General features: G+C 29.5%; 19 protein-coding genes and 1 tRNA gene. 9 read left to right on the top strand and 11 right to left on the bottom strand.

Features of this window, described 5'->3' with window-relative positions:
- Positions 1-51: 51 nt before the first annotated feature.
- Both HN587_00100 and HN587_00095 read right to left on the bottom strand, forming a co-directional pair.
- Positions 52-1,962: an ATP-dependent DNA helicase gene (locus tag HN587_00100; GenBank protein MBT7902240.1), complete on the bottom strand. Its 1,911-nt coding sequence runs from the start codon at positions 1,960-1,962 to the stop codon at positions 52-54.
- A 110-nt stretch (positions 1,963-2,072) separates the two neighbouring features.
- Positions 2,073-2,927, bottom strand: a complete 855-nt coding sequence (locus tag HN587_00095) for a hypothetical protein (GenBank protein MBT7902239.1) — start codon at positions 2,925-2,927, stop codon at positions 2,073-2,075.
- A gap of 263 nt (positions 2,928-3,190) precedes the next feature.
- On the opposite strand from HN587_00095, the gene HN587_00090 reads away from it, so the two are divergent.
- Complete coding sequence (locus tag HN587_00090) at positions 3,191-3,487, top strand: hypothetical protein (protein ID MBT7902238.1); 297 nt, start codon at positions 3,191-3,193, stop codon at positions 3,485-3,487.
- A gap of 51 nt (positions 3,488-3,538) precedes the next feature.
- On the opposite strand, the gene HN587_00085 is transcribed toward HN587_00090, so the two are convergent.
- Positions 3,539-5,059 (bottom strand): DHH family phosphoesterase, encoded by a 1,521-nt coding sequence (locus HN587_00085; GenBank protein MBT7902237.1) that lies wholly within the window; start codon positions 5,057-5,059, stop codon positions 3,539-3,541.
- Positions 5,060-5,144: 85 nt separating this feature from the next.
- A complete protein-coding gene (locus tag HN587_00080) occupies positions 5,145-5,600 on the bottom strand; it encodes a 30S ribosomal protein S15 (protein MBT7902236.1) in 456 nt (151 codons plus the stop codon).
- Positions 5,601-5,983: 383 nt separating this feature from the next.
- Here HN587_00080 and HN587_00075 point away from each other — a divergent pair, with 383 nt between their 5' ends.
- Entirely contained in the window at positions 5,984-6,430 is a 447-nt protein-coding gene (locus HN587_00075; GenBank protein MBT7902235.1) for a hypothetical protein, read from the top strand.
- 76 nt (positions 6,431-6,506) lie between these two features.
- Positions 6,507-6,959: a hypothetical protein gene (locus HN587_00070; protein MBT7902234.1), complete on the top strand. Its 453-nt coding sequence runs from the start codon at positions 6,507-6,509 to the stop codon at positions 6,957-6,959.
- 11 nt (positions 6,960-6,970) lie between these two features.
- On the opposite strand, the gene HN587_00065 is transcribed toward HN587_00070, so the two are convergent.
- Complete coding sequence (locus HN587_00065; GenBank protein MBT7902233.1) at positions 6,971-7,342, bottom strand: hypothetical protein; 372 nt, start codon at positions 7,340-7,342, stop codon at positions 6,971-6,973.
- Between the two features lie 123 nt (positions 7,343-7,465).
- Positions 7,466-8,239 (bottom strand): SIMPL domain-containing protein, encoded by a 774-nt coding sequence (locus HN587_00060; GenBank protein MBT7902232.1) that lies wholly within the window; start codon positions 8,237-8,239, stop codon positions 7,466-7,468.
- A 270-nt stretch (positions 8,240-8,509) separates the two neighbouring features.
- Here HN587_00060 and HN587_00055 point away from each other — a divergent pair, with 270 nt between their 5' ends.
- Positions 8,510-9,703, top strand: a complete 1,194-nt coding sequence (locus tag HN587_00055; GenBank protein MBT7902231.1) for a hypothetical protein — start codon at positions 8,510-8,512, stop codon at positions 9,701-9,703.
- Positions 9,704-9,723: 20 nt separating this feature from the next.
- On the opposite strand, the gene HN587_00050 is transcribed toward HN587_00055, so the two are convergent.
- Positions 9,724-10,581 carry a phosphate uptake regulator PhoU gene (locus tag HN587_00050; GenBank protein MBT7902230.1) on the bottom strand — a complete coding sequence of 286 codons (858 nt, stop codon included), beginning with the start codon at positions 10,579-10,581 and terminating at the stop codon, positions 9,724-9,726.
- A gap of 104 nt (positions 10,582-10,685) precedes the next feature.
- Here HN587_00050 and HN587_00045 point away from each other — a divergent pair, with 104 nt between their 5' ends.
- From HN587_00045 to HN587_00035, 3 genes are all read left to right on the top strand, one after another.
- Positions 10,686-11,537, top strand: a complete 852-nt coding sequence (locus HN587_00045; protein MBT7902229.1) for a hypothetical protein — start codon at positions 10,686-10,688, stop codon at positions 11,535-11,537.
- A 28-nt stretch (positions 11,538-11,565) separates the two neighbouring features.
- The gene (locus HN587_00040) at positions 11,566-12,201 is read left to right on the top strand and encodes a hypothetical protein (protein MBT7902228.1); all 636 of its coding nucleotides are present in this window, start codon (positions 11,566-11,568) and stop codon (positions 12,199-12,201) included.
- 92 nt (positions 12,202-12,293) lie between these two features.
- Positions 12,294-12,599 carry a hypothetical protein gene (locus HN587_00035; GenBank protein ID MBT7902227.1) on the top strand — a complete coding sequence of 102 codons (306 nt, stop codon included), beginning with the start codon at positions 12,294-12,296 and terminating at the stop codon, positions 12,597-12,599.
- A gap of 7 nt (positions 12,600-12,606) precedes the next feature.
- Here the strand turns inward: HN587_00035 and HN587_00030 are convergent, their stop codons facing one another.
- From HN587_00030 to HN587_00020, 3 genes are all read right to left on the bottom strand, one after another.
- Entirely contained in the window at positions 12,607-14,475 is a 1,869-nt protein-coding gene (locus HN587_00030; protein MBT7902226.1) for a hypothetical protein, read from the bottom strand.
- A 107-nt stretch (positions 14,476-14,582) separates the two neighbouring features.
- Positions 14,583-14,655, bottom strand: a tRNA-Gln gene (locus HN587_00025).
- Positions 14,656-14,815: 160 nt separating this feature from the next.
- Positions 14,816-15,724 carry a hypothetical protein gene (locus tag HN587_00020; protein MBT7902225.1) on the bottom strand — a complete coding sequence of 303 codons (909 nt, stop codon included), beginning with the start codon at positions 15,722-15,724 and terminating at the stop codon, positions 14,816-14,818.
- A gap of 154 nt (positions 15,725-15,878) precedes the next feature.
- Between HN587_00020 and HN587_00015 the strand changes: the two genes are divergently transcribed.
- Positions 15,879-17,828: a hypothetical protein gene (locus tag HN587_00015; protein ID MBT7902224.1), complete on the top strand. Its 1,950-nt coding sequence runs from the start codon at positions 15,879-15,881 to the stop codon at positions 17,826-17,828.
- Between the two features lie 28 nt (positions 17,829-17,856).
- Here HN587_00015 and dph5 read toward each other — a convergent pair whose 3' ends face one another.
- Complete coding sequence (gene dph5 / locus HN587_00010) at positions 17,857-18,609, bottom strand: diphthine synthase (protein MBT7902223.1); 753 nt, start codon at positions 18,607-18,609, stop codon at positions 17,857-17,859.
- Between the two features lie 495 nt (positions 18,610-19,104).
- On the opposite strand from dph5, the gene ftsZ reads away from it, so the two are divergent.
- Complete coding sequence (gene ftsZ, locus HN587_00005) at positions 19,105-20,175, top strand: cell division protein FtsZ (GenBank protein ID MBT7902222.1); 1,071 nt, start codon at positions 19,105-19,107, stop codon at positions 20,173-20,175.
- Positions 20,176-20,428: the final 253 nt, after the last annotated feature.

Here is a 20,428-nt window from a genome sequence, read left to right as displayed (position 1 = left end):
TTTAGGACTAATAAATATTTATGGACTTTATTGGTGATTTTTACTGATTATTTATTTTTGATTGAAGAAATCTTTAATTGGAGGTTCAAAGTCTCTAGTAACTTGAATATTCCAATCCCGGGGAAAATGTTTTGCATAATTGCTCCAAACATATCTTGCATCTAAAAATACTACTAATCCTCTATCAGTTCCTGAACGAATACATCTTCCAGCACTTTGTAAACATTTAGAAAATGCAGGTGCTACATATCCATAATCCCATCCTTGTCCAAATTTTTGATCATAATAATCAATTAATTTTTTTGTTTCAATATCTGGTTGTCCAAGAGGAAGACCAACTACTATAACGCACTTAAGATAATCTCCGGGTAAATCAATACCTTCACTAAAACTTCCACTCATAACTCCTAAAAGAACTGCGCCAATATTTTTGTAATCTTTAAATCTTTCTAAAAGATCGCTTTTATCTTCTTTAGTCATAGAACTATCTTCGAGAAATGTTGTTTTTTTAGAAATTTTATTGAATGTTTTGTAAACTGAATTTCTTAAACTATAACTTGGGAAAAAAATTGCACAATTTCCTTTAACTAAATTAGTTATGTCTGCACAAATCTCACCCATTCTTTCGAACTGCGCTTCACTTCTCATGCTAAACTTTGTTGTGGTTTCAGGAATGATCATATTTAATCGATTATCCTCGGGGAATGGAGATGGATAGCTTTCTTCGAAACTTTCTTTTGGGAATCCGAGAATATTTTTAAACATAGAAGTTGGATTTAGAGTTCCTGACATTAAAATAACTGAATGTGCATTTTCAATAACTTCTCTTGAAACAAGACTTGGATCAAGACACCTATATGAAAGGGAAATTAATGATTCATTTTTAAAAAATTTGTGGGATGCAATACGAACAAAACCTTCATCTTCTCCTCTCCAAGCATCAATAAATTTTGCCACTGTTCCAATAGAACTTCTTTTTTCTTTTTCTCGAACTAATTCTGCTGTTGATTCAAAATCTTCAATTAATGTTTCATAATTTTCTATTTCTCCACTTTCAGAATTTAATGAGGATAATAAGGAGATGAAATCATTTTTAGGAACTAATTTTTCGGATGAGTGAAGTTTTTCAGATACGTTGAGTAGTGCTTCTTGTACTTTTACTAAGCGCCTAACTGTGTCTGAGTATTCAATTTTTCTAGCTTCTTTAATTGATCTTTTAATAACTACGTTGGATATTTGTGAAGTTAATAAACTTCTAATTCTATCGGGAAGGTTATGTGCTTCATCAACAATAATTATGCAATCTTCTAGGGATATCTGAGCTCTTGCAAAAAATAAATCTCTTACTTTTGGATTAAAAATATAATAATAATCTGAAACTATTACTGATGCATCTTTGGCCATTATTGCTGCAAGTTCATAAGGGCACAGTTCATTATCTTTGCAAAATTCTTTGAAATCTTCAACATGTAAGGGTGATCTTTGTTTAAGTTCATTAAGAACTACTGTTGCTTCGGGAGTTAATTTATTATTTTTTTTAGTTTTAAGATAAAATTCGCATTTATTTTCTTCTCGTTGTTTTTTGCAGTATTCTGAAAATTCATTTGAATATAAGTTTTCAATACCATCAACAGAACACATGTGTTTTTTACCAATCATGTCTACTGATACAAAGGGAATATTGAATTTATTTTTTATTGCGCGTAAAGTATCGATTGCAATTGTGTGTTGGGTATGTCTTGATGTCAAAAAAAATATTTTTTTATTATTATCTAGAGCATATTTTAATGCGGGAGCAATTGCTGCTGCACTTTTACCAAGACCTGTTGGTGCATGCGCGATAAGATTATTTCCTGTATTAATTGTTTCACTAATCTTTTCAAGAAGTTCAATTTGGATTTCTCTTACTTGATCGAATGGAAAAAGAAATTTTTCACCTAAATCTTCATTATTATTTGTCATTGTGGTTGGTTGGTTAAGAGATGTTTTAAATAAGTTGTGGAAAGCTTCTAGGAAAGTTTAGGCAGCTGATTTGTGAGTTATTTTTAATGTGTTTTTGGTCTGCGTTTGTGTTAAAGTATTGAACGCAGAATTTTATTAATTTCACAAAACGATCCATCATTAAGAATTATTAAATCAAACTGAGCTTTAAATAAATCAAGTTGTTCTTCTACTTTATCATTTAAAAAACCAATTTTTAATACTAAATTAGAATCAAATCCTTCGGTCATTTTTAAATCACCTAAAGAATCTCCAAGAAGAATAACATTTTTTCTATTTTTTACATCTTTGAAATGGGGTGATTTGGAAACTTGAGCTTCATTTTTATTGAATGTGTGGATTAATGGTTTTGTGTGATCGATCGCTTTTCCCCCATCATCAAAAATAAGAAAATTAGATATTAAATGAATATTGTTTGTAAAAAGATTTTTTGATTTGAAAAATTCTTTAATTAAATTTCCAAATCCTGCTGAAAGAATTAAACAAGGAATATCTTCTTTTATGAGTATTGAGAAAAATTGGTCACAGTTATCTCTTAGTTGAATTAAATTCTTTTCAATTACATCGTTAATGATTGCTAAACTCATGTTACATTCTTCCATTAAAGCGTAATGTTTGTCCCACCATTCTTCCATTTTTTTATTTTTAATATTTTGATCTAGGGTTGGATCTATTTCAATAGGATAATAAATATTAACTAAATCAGTTGCTCTTTTAGTATAATTGTTAGTTAAATAATTTCCATCTCTTATGTGTGCATAAGAACTTTTATTTTTTTTTCCATTTGCAGTAAATTTGGTTAGAGTTTTATCAAAATCTGCGATTATGTGTAAGTGATTTTTACCTTTAGATTTGAGAATTTTAATTTTTTTTTCAAATTCATCTGGATTTGGGATTAATATGTTTGAAGAATTATTTTCGTCCATGCTTGGTCAGGACTGGAGATGATTTATATAATTTTACAAAAAATGATTCGCTTTTTTAAGTGACAAATATTGGTGGCAGGAGTCGTCTGTTACTTAAGTAAATATTTTTAGTTAGGTTATAGAAAGATATATAAATAAGCTTCAATACCTTATTTTGTAATAATTATAACCAAATCTCTATATTGGAGATTCATAATAATTGAGTTGCAATTATTAAAAAAAGAGTGTTGATAAACAAAACTTGTATTTTTGGGGGAGTTTAAATGGATGATTTAAGAGGTAGTTTAAAAACTAAAAAAGACGTGATATTTAATGTATTTTTTAGAGAAAAACCTGCATCATTATTGGTTACTCTTAATAATGCTAAGAAGGATATTTATGCTTCAAATTTGGCAAAACAAATAGATTGTACATATTCTCATGTTGTGAAAATATTACAACAAATGGAAGATGCAGAGCTTATAGAATTTGATAAACAGGGACGTTTAAAACTTTTAACTTTAACTAAGAAAGGAAAAGAAGTTGCTGAACATATCGATAAAATTAAAACTTTGATATAAATAATTTTTTTTTAATATTTTAATTCTTTTTTTTTTGAAGTTTTATTTGATTTATTTTTTCTTAATTTCTTTTTTAGAATTTTTTTCTAATTGTTTAAAGAACTTAATTGCTGCTCCGATAAACGCTTTTTCTTTGCTGGTTTCAATTAAAGCGCCTGCAGCATATTGGTGCCCTCCACATTCACCACCTACTTTTTTAATAATTGATTGTAGAGTATTTCTTAAATTTAATTGCTTATTATTTCTTGATTGTGCAATGCGTAAACTAATTTTAGAAAAATCTTTTTTGTTCCAAGCAATGGATAAAATAAATGTTCCTTTCGGAAAAAATTTACCTCGAGAAATGATTGATGCGAGAGTTCCAATCATAGTGTGCATAATATTATCTTGAGCATTAATAATTATATAAGGTGTTTTAAGAGTTTTTTTAGTGTGAGGATCATATACTTTTTCAATAACATCAATACCGTTGCGGTGATTGTTAAACCAAGTAATTGCTCCGAGAATTTCTTTTTTATATTGAGCGAGATTTAGTAATGCTTCTTTTTTAATTTTAGTATTGTTAAGGCAAGCACCAATTCCTAACGATGCTTTATTTAATCTTCCGCAAGAATTTAATAATGTGGAAAATTCTCTTGCATCTCTAAATGGTGTTTGTGGTTCTTCGTTTAATAATATATAATTCAATCCAAAAATATTTTCTGGATTTGGTTGATCTTTTCTTTTAAGAATTATTGCTTTTCTAAGATCTTGAATTTCTTGCGCGGATAAATCATTTAATTTTTTCCAATCAGGATTTGGATTAACATCTCTATTTTTTGAATTAGTTTTAGGTTCGATGCCTAGATCTTGTAAAAATTTAATTGCGCCACTTTCATTTCCGCTAACTCCTGGAATATATGGATCGGTGCAATAATCTAATAATTTGTAAAGTGGTTTTGTTTGCGCACCAAAAAAATTTAATCCAGTAATTACCTCAATTGTATTATTTGAAATGGCATCCTCTAGAATTTGTTTGTTTAATCCGACAAAACCTTTTTTATTAATTTCTTGAGCATCGCCAATTGCGCCAATAACTGCTAAATGTGCTGAGTCTTTATTTTTTTTATTGAGTTCTTTACAAAATAAATAAACAACTCCACTACCACTTACTTGGCTGCCACCATCAATTTCTTGAAAGTGAGGATTTATGTGTGTGATTGAGGAAATTATTTCTTGTGATTCTGGTTTATGATGATCAAGAATAAATACTGGAATTTTTGTTTGTTTACTAGTCTCTAAATCTTTAATTTTTTTTGTTATAAGATTAAATTGACCTGAACCGAGATCTGTAAAAAAAATTATATCAAATTCTTCGTTAAGAATATTTTCTAAATTATCAGAATCTAGTGTACTAACAATAGAAATGGAATGAATAACATTTTCTCGCTCTAATGCTTTAATTAAAATGGAAGCTGCACTAATTCCATCTGCATCCAAATGTGAAATTATTTTGATACGTTTATTTTTATAAATTTCTCTAAATTTGCTGACTGCAATTTTTAAAGAATTAAAAAAAAGATCTAGTTTCATTTTGGTATAAAATTTAGTTTGTTTAAGTTCATGTTAAAAATAAGATATAAAAAAAAGAAAAAATTAAATTTAACAAATAATTAATTTATTCTAGATAAGTACTAGCTTTTTTAAAGTTGTATTTCCATTCAATAGCAAGTTCGCCAGTTTTCTTGTAATATTTTATTAATCTGTTAATTTTACTTTCAGTTGTAGTAAGCCCTCTACGACCTGGTTGATCTTTATGATTATCAGCTAAGTGAGTTCTTAGGGCTAAACTTGTACGAATTAAAGCTCGCAGATCTTCGGGAATTGGGTGTGTTAATTTTTTTTCCTTTAAAATTGCAGTAATTTTTTTCCCTGTAACAGTTTTTACGCAAGGAATACCATAATTATCTCTTAAAAATAAACCAATTTGAGAAGTTGTTTTTCCTTCTTTTGCAAGTTTACCAATTAATAATTCAATTTCTTTAGGTTTGTATCCCATCCATGATGGAACTTTTTTTTCGATAGGTTTTGTTGATTGAGATTTACCTTTTCGTCTTGAATGCATTCTAGCCATAATTATCACCTAAATAGCTTATTTTTTTGTTTATTTTTCAATAACGGAGAAATAATTGCGAGTAATCTCATTTTAAACTAAATTTGAGTTTAAGTGAGTATTTGATGAACTCTTAGTCTCCAGTATAAACGAGCCAATAATTGACCAATTTATCCATTGAATAGATCTGAATAATTATGAGTCATTTATAAAGATTGTGGTGGTTTTGGAGGGTTTTGGATGTTTTTAATTAAATTGGTGGTTTTTAGGTGTTTTTTTTGTGGTTGTGGTTTTTTTGTTTATGTTTTTGTTTATGTTTTAGGGTGATTAAATAAGTTAAGTTTAGTATTTAATGAGAAAATTTAAATAAAAACAAAGATTTTATTTAAAAATTAGGTGATTTAATGAGTTTTAAAAGAGGCAGGGTTAATTTAAAAATTATATTCATTCTACTAATTTTAATTTGTTCAATATTTATTGCAGGTTGTAAAGTAAAATATATTTGTGCAGATGGTAGTGAACAAGTTAACCCTAAAAAATGCAAAAAACAATATTTTTGTTTTGATGGCAAAGAAGCGACTGACAAACGACGTTGCTCATTTGTTGAAATAGCACCTATTGTACAAAAAGATGCAAATGAAATTGCACTTTCTTATGTTAATGCATATACTGCACTTGATAAAGTTAATGCTAAACTAATTAATTCATATGAATTTAGTGAAAATGAAACTGCAGGATATGTTGCTAAATTGGTTGTTCAATTAAAAGAGGGTCCATATGAAACAACTCTTAAAATAAATGGAAAAACAGGAGAAGTAATCTGTACTGAAAATTGTCAGTATACAAAATAATTTTATGAAGTTTATTTTTAACATTGATATTTTAACATTAACAGTTTAATTTGAATATTTTAGTCTTGGTGATTTGATGAAACAGAATTTTAAAAAAATTATGGTGGTTGTGTGTTTAGTTGTGTTATTGTTAGTTTTAACTGGATGTAGGACAACTTATGTGTGTCCGAATGGGGTTGGCAAGGTAAAAGACGCAACTTTATGTAAGGATCAACATGTGTGTCCTGATGGTAAAGTTAGAAGTGTAGTATCTGATTGTAGTTTTGAAAAAGAAGTTACTATTGAGCGTGATGATGCTGAAAAAATGGCAAAAACATATGTTAATGCTTATACTAATTTAGTTGATACGAATGCAAAAGTTATAACTGTTTATTTAACTGAAAAAAATGAAGAAACTGAATATGTGGGTGGAGACTACATAGCAATTCTTGTTGTTCAAGATAAAACTAAACCCTATGAAACTGAATTAAAAATAGATGGTGCGACAGGTAATACGGAATGCATAAAAAATTGTCAATATTTAAAATAAATTCTCTTTTTTTATTTGCTTAATTTAGTTTGTTTAGAACGAGAAAACTTAACAATATTTTGCGAAGTAGTTTTGACTTTGATATCTGTTAATTGATCATATTCTGACGCGATTCTCATTAAAAGAGTTAAACCTTTTTTTGTTAGTCTTAATTCTTTTTCTTTATATGCTATAAGTTTACTTTTTTCAAATTTAACTAAATCTTTGTAAAGTGCTCTTTCTTGTTTGTCAAAAAAATTTGTGTTTAATAAATATTCAACAAATTCAGCTTTTGAAACAGTAACTAAAAGAGGACTTTTAGCAAATCGTTTATCTGATTCGGTTAGAAATCTGCCTAAACTCCAAAATACAAAAAGATCACCTAGTTTTGATTTAAAAGACATTATTTGATGATTTAGGTATTTGAAGTATAAAAAGGTTTTGAGAAATTAAGTTGTTATTTGAGTAAATTACTGTAATAAATAATAAAAAAATAAAATAAAAAATGTTGTTAATATTTAACTAATTCAAGCGATTTCATAAACTAAAGTTACTTGAGCACTTACTTCTACGTCTGAGGGTTGAAGATTTACTGAAGAATCCATAACTTTACTCTCTGCAAAACTTGCACTCATCATAGGATATTTTTCAATCGGATAATAATTAGTTTCACTTTCGTAGACTTGAGTAATTTTAACTAAATTTATGTCAAGACTTTTTGCTAAGTTTTGTGCTTTAGTTTTTGCATTTTTTGCCGCTAAATCTAATGCTTGGGATTTTACTTCTTTACTTTTTTCATCACTTAAACCAAAACTAATTCTATTAACTCTATTCGCTCCTGCTTTAATTGCGGTGTCAAGATAATCTCCTACCTGATCTATATTTTTAGTTTCAATTTTTAGTGAATGAGTTACTTCGTAACCTACTAATTCACTTTTTTCAGTGTCTCGATTCCATTCTTGTTTTGGATATAAATTAAAACTGTTGGTTTCAATGTCTGATTCATCAATTCCTTTTTCTTTTAATGCTGCAATTACTTGATCAGATAATTTTGCATTTTCTTCTTGTGCGGCGTTAGCAGTAGTTTTTAGAGTTGTAATTTCAACATAACTGGTTGCTTTGTCAGGTTCAACAGTTATTTCACCGTCAGAACTAACTTTAATTATGTTTGTATCGGTTTGGGTGACTGAAAGAGTTTCAATACTCGATCTTCCAAAGCTCAATACAACAATTACTACGATAAGTGCTAAAACAACTAAGTGTGCTAAATTTTTGTGTAATTTATTTTCTTCATGTTTCATAATGAACACCTCATAAGTTTGATATTTTGTTAATTAATTAATAGAAAGTGCTTGAATTTTAAATAGATTGTTGTAGTTGCAATGAATGTTGAAGTTATGATTGATGGGATTTTTGAAAATTTGTTGAGTTTTTTTTGTTTTTGAGTTTTTTGAAAGGTTATTACTTTTTAACGGTTTTATCGATATATTTCTATTTTAACCACTATTAAGTTACTATTAAATGAAAACATTTATATATGAGTTCGACAAGGGTGTTTCTAGGTTTAAAAAATGCAAAATATGCTTTTAAATTGGGTTGTTGGATTGATGTCAAACGATTTGACTAGTGAGCCTGAACGTAATTTGCATGATTCTTTGGTTGAATTAGGCGTTTCTCAGCTTGAAATGCAAGCGAATGCAACTGGGGAGCAGGTTTTATTAAATACGATGCGTGTTGATGATCCTAATTCTAATAATACTTTTCAAAGCTCTGAAGTTGTAAGGGTTAGTGCAAAAACTGATGGTTTTGGAGAATTAGAAGTTTTTGTTAAAACTGGAGAGCCAGAACTAGAACCATTATTATTTCCTGATGCGTTGAGTGATGGAACTTTTGTTTATTCTGAAAAGGTTGGAGTACAAGATTTTCCTGCTTATTGGAGCTCAATTCAAGCAGATCCTGTTAAACGAAAAGTTGCTCTTGAAGATGTAACAACTATTCTTGTTGATGAAACGTTGAGACTAAAAAATTTATCTTGTGGTGGCGAAGTTATTGTGGGTGAGAAAAAAAGAACTTTAGATAAATTGGGACTTGGCAGTAGAGTTGGTGATTTTAAAAATATTGATGATTTAATTATGTATGGTGCAAGAATTAATGTTTCTTCTTATTTGGTGAGTTCAACTAATTATGGTTTTGAGGGGTGCGGAATTATTTTTGAAATTTTAGCAGCAGCTCCTGATAAACAGATTTGTAGGGATACTGTTGCAAAAAATATTCGTGTAACTTCTACTGGGGATTATGTTATTATTGATGGTGATAAATCTTCTTATGAAAATCCTATGTTGATGGCAGTTTATTTTGCAACTCAGGGGAGTTTGGAATTAGAGTTAGATGAAATTGAATTTGTTAAAGAAAAATTTTTAGAACAATTTTATGGTGAATCTCGAACAGATGAACATGATAAACTTTTTTATGCATTGATGGTTGATAGAACATTGAGATTTTCTGGACATGCGGGTGAAAAAATTTATGGGGGCGATTCATTAAATTCTGATCCAAAAGTTTTAGCTACTTACAAAAATGATTTAGAAAAAGCGATGTATGCAGTCGGTAAATTAACTGAATTTGTTTGTGGGCGTGCGAGTTTACAATTGAATAGATTGGGAGAAGAATTAATTAGAGAATATCGTTTAGTTGATTGTGATGATGTTTTGGAACGATTAGAAATTCGATCTGAATATGAACTAAATGTTTGTAATCTGAATTAGTAGTTTTAAATTTGTATTATTTATTCTATGTTGATTGCAACTACTGGAGAAATTAATTCATCAATTCTTAATTTAATTTCGAGGATAGGCTGATTTTTATTGCTTTTTTTTGCATCTTTTGCTTCTTTTCTTAATTTAGTATATAATTCGTCCATTTTTTCAAAATTAAAATTGTAAAATAATTCGTAAAGTTCTCTTAAATTTTCATTTGCGTCTTTAAGCTCGTTAATTGGATTTTTTTTAAAAGTTTCTTTTGTTAGATAATAATAGTGGTCTCCTAAATTTTCTAATTGTTTAACTAAATAATAATAGTCATAACTTTTTTTTAATTTATTTCTAAAAATTATGAGGAGTCTTTCGCAGTATGTTGAGAACTTATTTATGTTGTCTTCAATAAATTTAGCACTTTCTTGTTTTTGTTTTTTTTCTAAAACTTCGACGGTTTCATTTGCGAGATCTAGAATTAATAAAAATAATCTTCTTAATGCATTATCAAAATCATAACTATCTATTTTTCCTAATTGTCGTAAAATACATTTTTTGTCTTTATGAGTTACGACTTCAAAACCAATTAATCTTTTTTCAGTTATGTTATAAATTTCTTTAATATTATTTTCATTCGGATTTTTAATTGTTATTTCTGTGAACCCTTGTCTATATAGTGTGGCAATTATTCTTTTGGTAGTATTAGTGTTTTGGTGTGCGTTTATTTCTATTTTTTTTTCGATAATCTCTGCTTCTTTTGTTAATAATAATGCATTTTCTTTAATTTCTAAATCTAATTCACTTCCAGGATTTAATTCTTGTTCCTTTGCCCATTTTTGGGGGATAGAAACTACTAATGTTGATTTTCCTAATTGTATTAATTTACGCTTCATAGGTTGCGTTAATGGGTTTTAATATATAAAATTTGTGTTTGTATATATTTATATGTGTAAAATATATAGTTGTGGATGGTTGTGCTACTAGTAGGTGATAAAAAATGCTTTTTGCCGATTTGAAAAACGGAACCCAAGTAGATGATTTGAATCTTTCAGAACTTGTTGAAAAAATAAGGAAAGAAGCAGGATTTGAAGTTTCAGTGCATGCTAGGGGAAGAACTGATCTCAATGATTGGGACGCAGATCTTTTTACAAGATCAAAACCAAGATATCATCAAACTAAAGCAGTTTATAATAGAAAAATTAGAGAAAGATATATTTTTTCATTAGAAGCAGTGAACGGCGCTATCGGGGGACATATTAGTAGAGATCAAAGAGAGTTGAATGTTGTTGCTTATGGTAAATTACCCAGAGCTACAAAAAAAATAGTTGAAGAAGAAACGCAGGGATATCATATTACCAAATATGTCGAAGCGTTTGGAAGAATTTTGCTATCTTATCAGAAATACATTAAACCTGTTAAGAATTCAGTTGAAAGAACTTTTTATGAAGGCGTTCAAAAATTGTGTGATGTAATAAAAACAGAAAGTACTGTGGATGCTCATTATGTTCAATTAACAATTCCTGCAAAAATTAGAGAAGGATTTCATGATGCAGGTTTTGCAGGTGTTCCTGTAATTGCATTTTTTGGAACACAAGAATTAACTCAGGAAATTGTAAAGTATTTAGCAAATAATCCTGGACAATATAATGAATTTATAGAACAAATTCTTCCTGAAGAGAAATTTCCTAAAGTTTATGGCGGAATTGTAAAAAAAATGAATTCTAATGATAAATTAGTTTTTCTTAATACTGATGAATTTAATCAAGATAATCCTAGAAAGAGATCTAATTATAATTTCGAATTAGCTCCGTGGGTTTATTCTCACTACGGTGAATTTGTTAATTTTTAAAAAATTGAGATTAATTGAGGAGAAAAAAATGGCAATACAAGAATTAAAAAATGATTTTGTAGAAAAAGCATTAAAACATATTAAAAAAAATATTGGAACGATTTTAGAAGATTGTTCTGTTACTGGTAAATCTGTATCTATTGATGTTCTTACAAGTCCAACTTTGGATGATCCTAAGTTGCAGTTAGTTGCAAGAGATGAAGGTCCTTTTGCAACAAAGTATGAGGTTTTATTGGGCTATCATCCAGAAGATGAATCTATTCACGCATATTTTGATTATTGTTTGACTTTTACAAAATATTCGGGGGGATTTAGAAATGTTGATGCGCCTGATTTGGCTTTGCTTGCAAATGGAAGTTCAATTAATTCTGATGATTCTGGTTTGAATGGTGATAAAAAACAAAACTTTAGAGTTTCTTCTAAGGTGAAAATTCAATCTGAATATGTTGTTGGAGATCGACAGAAAATTGACGTATCTAATCGAGGGGATGTCGAAATATATCGAGCTTGTAGAAATGCAATAACTGAATTTATTGGATCTGAAAGAGCAAAAGCTTTACAGTCTCAACTATTATTTGAGGGCGAACAATTCTATGAATTTAAAGAATTTTTTAGTGCAGTTAGTGGTGTTATTTCAGATCAACTTGAAAAATTGTATGAATAACTTATTTGCTTTTTTGTTTTATTGTTGGTTTATTATTTTTTTTTAGATTTTTTTGGCTTTAATTTTGACTTAAATTTTTTTGGTGAACATAAATGAAAAATCCTATAATTCGGTATGTTATGAAACCTGCACTTAAAATGGTGAATGCGTCTGAAAATCCAATTAAAGGGGGACTTTCAGTAGCATTAGCATCAGGGGTAGTACATTATGGGTTGGTAGAAATTGTTGGACAAGTTTCAGATGTTGTTTTAGGAACTAATTTTGCAGATGTTACATCTAAAACAGTTTTTATGAATCTTCCAGTTTATGTTCATGCGTTATTTATTGCAAACATGGGAATTAATTTTGGTGAGGGAGTTAGAAAATATTTTGTGAGGAGACAATACGAAAAAAATTGAACTTGGTTTATTCTGAAATGGAAACTTTTTTTTCATGCTTGGACGTTTCTTTTTTAGAGTCTGTTTCTTCTAGCTCTTCTTTTATTTTTTGTAGTTTTTTAGGTAATTTGATAAATTCGTCAAGCTTTTTTTCGATTGTTTCAAGATCTAAATCTGTGATTGCACCATATAGTTCATTAACTTCAGTTTCAAGCTCGTTACTTATGTGGTTATAAATTTTTTCTGTTATTATTTTATTTAATTCTTTTTTAATTCTAAGAGCTTTTTCTAATGCTATTAATTGATTTAATATTTTAGAATGGTCTTTTAACTTATCATATTTTTTTTCTTTAATTGCTTCATGCAGTTCTCCAATTTTTGCTTCGATTGGCGAATGAGATATTCTTCTATGTAGATCTTCACTTTGTAATAACTCTCTGATGTCTTTGTAACTTTTGTTAGCATCGCTTAATAATTTTGCTCGTCTTTTTTTCATTTCTTTAGCAGCTTTTAGTGCTTCTTTTTCTTTTCTTAATGTTTCTTGATTTGTTTTTTCTGTTTTTGTTCTTATGCTTTTTAAAATTTGCAATGCTCTTTTTTCATATTGTTTAATTTCTTTTTGTGAATATCTTACTTTCTTTTTTTGGTGCATTGGAAATTTAGTACTTTTTAATCTTCTTTCTTTTTCTTTGATTTCTCTATCTATTTCATTAATAATTCCAGTTTCGGCTTTAATTGTTTCTCCATTATTGGTGGCCCCTGCGTTATCTCCATTAATTAAATAGTATAATGCAGAATGAATAAATGATATGTCTAAACTAAGTCCAATAACTGTTCCTCCTCCAGCATCTCTTTCGGATAAATCTTTTCTACTGTGGATCTCTACATACTTATCATGTGTGAATAGAATTATTTTTTTGAACTTTGTTAATTCATGCAATATGTTTTTTATGTTTTTTGGATGTAAATCAATTTCATGATGTTCTATGAATTCTTCAATTTTTTCAATTGTTTGGATGATGATTTTTTCATATTTTAAACTTAATTTGAGATTTGAAACTAATAACTCATTAGGTTGGACTGTAACATAATCGTAACCTTGATCTAAAACTGCATATCCTAGTATTTTTCCAGTCTTCCATTTAAAATTTATTGCTTTAAATCTGCCTTCAGCGTTTAAACTATTGTATATTTTTGTTAATAGTTGCATAAGAGCTAAAATTTTTTCTTTTAGATCGTCTAGTGTTTCAGCAATTTCTAGGTATTCAAGTTCTAATTCTTTTGCTTTTTCTTTTGCTTTTTTTATATTTTTAACTCTAACTTCAATTATTCCTTTTAACGCAACTTTGCAATCTTTAATTCCGTCTTTCAGATAATATAAATGTTGACTTCCTCCAAATAATGCTGAGTGGTTAGTTTTTTCATTAAAACTGTCGAATTTTAATTTATCGTACCATAATAAAATAAAACCTTCTTTATGATGTGAAAATTCTTCGACTGGGTGCACAGTATTAATTCCTGCGAATAAAGATCTTTCAGGTATAAGATTTAATTTATGGATTTGAACCCCGTCAAAACCTAGCACATTTTCGCTGGTTCTATTATTTCCTAATTCTAAAACTAATTCTAAATCCTGTAAAGGGATGCAACGAAAAAGATGATTTGATAATAAAAAAGGCAATAATCTATAAATAAATTCATATTTATTGATTCCTTCGATTGTAATTCTATTTAACGTAAAAAATTCTTCAAATTCAGTCATTCCTTTTTTTGGTGATAAAAATGTTCTTTGTTTTTTTATAAAATAGTTTGTGGTGGGACCTTTTAGTAATTCTCTTATTATTTTTAAAGAATTTTCTTGATTTTCTTCGTCTATTGTTATTACTATGTGTTTCATCTTGTAAATGACTTGATTTTTAATTATATAAATATTTGTCTTAATTGAGGAGTGTTAATTTAGTTAAATATTTTTTTTATGATTGATTTGTGTGAGAAGTAAAATAATAGTCCCGCGCGGATTTGAACCGCGGTCCCAGGCTCCAAAGGCATGGATGATTGGCCACTACACTACGGGACTGTGTTTTATATGGTTTCTAGAAAAATGACTCATTTATAAAATTAACGCTTAAATTCGAGATTGGGTTAGTTAAATTCGTATTTAAATTTAGTTATGACTGAGACTTGGGGTAATTATTAAAATAAGAAAGAAAAAAAATTAATAAAAATTTTAATTTAGTTTATAATTTTAAACCAATAAATCCTCCAATGTTATAGGATAAATCACCTTGGTTTCCAATTTCTGTTAAATCTAGTGCTGCACCGACCATGTATCTTTCATATAGTGTTATTCCTGCTCTTAGTTTTTGAACACTGAAATTATGTCCGTCTTCGCCTACGCTAGTTAGATCTTCTAGATTAAGTAATAAATCTACGTCTCCAGTTAATCCTGGGGTGTATCCTAAATTTATGACAATTTCTCCGTCAGGATGATCCATTGTTTTAACTGTTGCTAAACTATATATTGAAAAGTCATCAAATTGTCCGAAGTATTGCAATCCTGCACGAGGAATTACTCCTACTCCTGGAATTGCTTGACCTTCTATTACGACATCAAGTCCATCTACTAAGTTAACACTTAAGTCTGCTAAGAAAAACAAATCTGTATTTCCGTCGTAGTCCATTGTGGTAATTTGTCTCATAAATAAGTTAGTTAATGGTGCTACTTCTGTGAAAACTTTGGTGTCGAGTGTTGCATAGTCGTGTCCTGTAGTTAATTCCACAGAACCGTCTGCTAGTGCGGTGGTTGGCAATCCAGTTAAAGCCACTAATGCAACTCCTGTCGCATATGCTGCAATTTTTGGATCTTTTAGTCTTTCTAATGTGTCTTTAGCACCTGTTACAAATTTTTCCCATCTTGTCGGTTCTCGTACGACAACTAATCCATTTTGTTCGCTAATTACTTTTCCAGGTCCTGCTAGTTCTTCAAGAACTCTTTCTTCAGCAGTTAGAATCTTTGGTTCTTCTGTTTTAGGGTCTTCATCTATATTTTCTGGTAGATAAAGTTCGCCTCCAGTTCTCCAATATGTGCTTCCTCCTGTTGTTATGATTTCAGGGGGGGTTATTAGTTTATTTTGTTCGCTACTCATTTTTTTCTCCTCCTTTTTTTTAATAAACAGAAAGGACAACTGCTTACTACTGCTTAGTAATTAAAAGTTCGGAGAAAGTATTTAAATTGTATCTCCCCTTTAAGGGGCGAAAAAATGGAAAGATTTATTAGGTGCATTTTCTTTTTGATTTTATATGAATTTAGAGCTCTTGAAAGAAATAGGATTAACGGATGGGGAAATTAAAGTCTATTTGGCGCTTTTCAAGTTGGGTTTGACATCAACTGGGCCATTAATTAAGAATTCAAAAGTTCATGCATCAAAAGTATATCTTATTCTTGACAGACTTATGGATAAAGGGTTAGTTTCGCATATTAAAGAGGGGAAAAAAACTCTTTATTCTGCAAATCCTGCAACTACTATTATTTCTTATTTAGATAAATTACAAAGTAAGATAACTCTGCAAAAAAAGTCTGCAGAAGATTTGATAAAAGATTTAACTGAACTTAAAAATTTAAAAACTGCAGAATCTGAAACGACTGTTTTTAAGGGTGCTAAAGGTTTGAGGAATGCGTACAGCATAGTTGTTCAAGATTTAAAAAAAGGAGATGTTTGTTATGCTATGTTTTTGCCTGCAGTTGTAGATTATTTATTGCCTTTTTTTGAGAATTTTATCAAATCAGTTTCTAAAAAAGGAGTAGTTCAACATTTGTTGTATAGTGAAGCATCTCCTGAAGCTGAGTTAATAAAAAATTTACCTCTCACTCATGTTAGGGTTGAATCGAGCAAAGGTTCTTATTCTCCTGCGGAAATGTGTGTTTATGGTGATTATACTATTATTTCTACTTCTGGCGGAAAAGAATATTTGACTGTGTTGATTAAAGATAAAGTTATTGCTGAATCATTTAGAAATCAATTTCATTTGATTTGGAATCAACCTGTGCAAACATATCGTGGTTTGGAGGGTATGAGGAGTGCATTTTCAGAAGCATTGGACGCAACTCCTGTGGGTGCTAGGACGTATGTGTTTGGCGCAACAAAAACTTCAAAAGAAACGGATGCGGTTTTGTTTGAGTATAATCAAAAAAGAGCAAAGAAGGGAATTAAATTAAAAATTCTTTTTAATGAAGAGGCAATTAATTCAAAAACTACAAGATCTTCTAGAAAAGAAACAAATCCTTTGGCTGAAATTAAAATTATGCCACAAGAATCGACTCCTAGTGTTTATGAAATATTTCCTGATAGGGTAATTATTTCTACTGCTTCGAGTAAAGAGCCTACATCAATAGTTGTTAAAGATAAAGAGTTTGTAAAAACATGTAAAGTTCAATTTGAGGAATTGTGGAATCGAAATACTAGGACTTATATTGGTGATAAAGGAGTTCATAAAGTGTTTAATGATGCTTTAAATTTTGGTGAGATTAAGTTTATAGGTGGTAATTGGGGGATAATAAAATATTATGAAAAATTTTTTAAAGAATGGAATCAACGTCGGGAAGAGAATAAAGTAAAATGGTTTGATTTAGTTGATTCTGACTTTTTAATTGGTAGAGAAGAACAGCCTGATACTTTAAAATTTTATGAGCGAAAATATTTGCCTGAACAAGTAACTAGTCCATCTGTGTTATTTATTTACGGGAATGTTGTGGCAACTATTATTTGGAAGAAGAAAACGCTTGTGAATGTTGTCGAAAATAAAGAAATAGCAGATCATTATAGAAAATATTTTGATTATTTGTGGGAACAAAGAGTAAAAACATATTCGGGACTTGAAGGGATAAAAATTTTACTTAATTCTGTATTAAATTCAGGGTCGAATGAGTATTTTTCTTATGGTGGGTCGAAAAAAGCAGGAGATTTACTTGGGTGGGATTTTTGGAAGAAGTTTCATGGATGTAGGGTAAAACAAAAAATTGATGCAAAATTATTATTTCATTCTTCTTTGGCTGATTGGGGTGGGGTGTTATCAAATTTAAATCACACTTTTGTTAAAACTACTGAGAAAAAGTTTGAAGCACTAACTGAGACTGTAATTTGTGGGAATAAAGTTGCAATAATTGTTTGGTTGGATGTTCCGTTTGGAATTCTTATTGAAGAGCCTCTTGCAGCACAATCATATCAACAATTCTTTAAATTAATATGGTGAGAATGATTTAGTGGGGGGTTTTTAATGCTTATTTAAGTAATTCGATTGCTTCTTCTTCCATGAAATGAAGTTTTCCTGGAATTATTAAAGAATGAAGTGGTGCTCCAAAATCAAAATTAAGAAGTTCTTTTGCAGTTCCTGCTTTGAGTGTTTGAGAATTCGCACCTAATCTGGCACAACCAATACAAATGGTGTTTTCAGAAAAAATGTGTTTTTCTAATTTGTTTTCTAGTTCTAATAATTGTTTGATTGCTTGATTTATTGTCATAAATCTATTTTGATCAGTTTTTATATCTAATAGTATTAGTGTGTGTGCGCCAATGGATAAATTTTCACTAAGTATATTATAGGGGGTTTGTGGAATAAAGTTTGGTTCAAAGAATGGCATTGAAGTAGTTTTTCCAAATTTGTATAATTCTAATCCTGTAACTCCTACTGCATTTATTATTGAAGTGTTATGGATTAGTTTTGTTGGTATGTTTTTTTGTTTTGCTCTGATCATTAAATCAAGATGAGTTGTTGCTCCGAGCGCATCACCTATAACTAAAAATGCGATATCTTTGGTGGAATCAAGAATTTCATCAGGTGTTTTTTCAACTAATTCTCTATTTGCAATAATTACTTTTTTTCCATATAATTTTTCTAAGTTTTCGATTGGACAATTTAATTTAGATGTGTATGATTCAAGAAATATTTTGTCGCTTTTTTTGATTATTTCAAGTCCTTTTACTGTGATATCTTGTTCATTATCTAGTCCAATTCCAATAAAATATAGTGTCATAATCTTAATTGTTCGTATGTACTATTAAAAGTTTTTGAAAATTTGAGTTTGGAAGTTATTTGAATTTTTTTTATTATTTTTTATTTTTTCGAAATTTGGGTGTGGGTTATTTTTAATCTAGTTACTAAAATAGTATACTGGTTTATTGATGTGTGTTACATTTCAGGTTATTTTTAGAGTATATTTATCATTTCTATTAGTATACTAAATTGTATATTGCATTATTATTTTGTAAAGTATATGATAAAAATGGGAAATATTTAAATAGAATGAAGTATGTCTTTTATAGAGACAAGATTATTATTTTTAAAAAAAAATAAGAAATCAGTCGAGTTTGGCGACTCAACTTAATTTAATTATCGAATTTTGGCGAATTCTAAGTTAGAATATAGTGTAAACTACTATTTAAATGTTTCGTTAGTTTGCTGAGTACAAATTGACAATTTAAAACAAAAAAAAGGGTAAAAAGGAAAACATAAAGGGGGTTATAGAAAAATGGATTTTTTGGTTCAAAACGCATTAAAAACTGCAGAACAATGTAACACTGAAATTGAGGTTAACCAAGCAAACATCAAAGTTTTTGGAGTTGGTGGTGCTGGAAATAATATGGTTAATTGGTTATATAAAAAAGGTATTCAAGGTGCTGAAATTTTAGCTTGTAATACTGACCAACAACATATACAGATTACTGATGCAGATAAGAAATTTTTAATTGGTAAGGATTTAACTAGAGGTCTGGGCTGTGGAGGATTTCCTGAAAGAGGCGCAGAAGCTGCTAAAGAAAGTATGCAAAAAATTAAAGAAGTATTAAAAGATGCGGACATGGTATTTGTTTGCGCAGGTATGGGTGGTGGAACTGGAACTGGGGCAGCACACGTTATTGCTCAAGCAGCAAAAGACCAAGGTGCAATTGTTATTGGAACAGTTACGATGCCTTTTAAAATTGAAAGAGCAAGAGTAGATAAAGCAGAATTTGGACTTCAACAACTTAGACAAGTTTCAGATACTGTAATTGTAATTGACAATAATCGACTTGTAGCAATAGCTGGAAATTTACCTGTACAACAAGCTTTCGCAGTAGCAAATGAATTAATTTCAACAATGATTAAAGGAATTGTAGAAACAATTGCAATACCAAGTTTAGTAAACTTAGATTATGCGGACGTTAAAGCAATTATGACTGATGGTGGTGTTGCCGCAATTGGTGTTGGTGCATCAGATACTGCAAATAGAGTTGATGAAGCAGTAAGAGGAGCATTATCAAATCCATTATTGGATATTAATTACGACGGAGCAACTGGAGCAATCATCCATATTAGTGGTGGTCCTGAAATGACTCTTGATGAAATCTCAAGAATTGGAGAATTAGTTACTGAAGCTATGGATCAAGATGCTAATGTTATTTGGGGTGCAAGAGTTGCTGATGAATTCAAAGGAAAATTAACAGTTATGACCATTATTACTGGTGTAAATTCTCCTTGGATTTTAGGAAAGAATGACCACAAAAAACCTAGTTACAACTCAGTACAAGTTAGTAATGAGCTGGGGATAGATATCGTAAGATAGATAAGAGGTGAATGGCAGCCTATTCAAGATTTTGTGTGGGCTGTAAATATTTTATTTTATTTTCAGGTCAGATAATTATTAAATAGATCATAGATCGTTGAAATTCATATTCATTTTTTTCACAAATTCACGCTCTATTTCTGGCCTTCATTTTTTTAACCACCCCCAACAACTTAAAGGATGAAGGCACGCGTTCCTTCATTGCGAGATCGTGCAATGAAGTTTTTTTTTTTTTTTTTTTTTTTTTTTTTTT

Source organism: Candidatus Woesearchaeota archaeon, from assembly GCA_018675335.1.
Lineage (GTDB): Archaea > Nanobdellota > Nanobdellia > Woesearchaeales > UBA11576 > JABJCP01.
The sequence above is the reverse complement of the archived record's forward strand: the minus strand, read 5'-3'. Positions and strand labels throughout refer to the sequence as shown.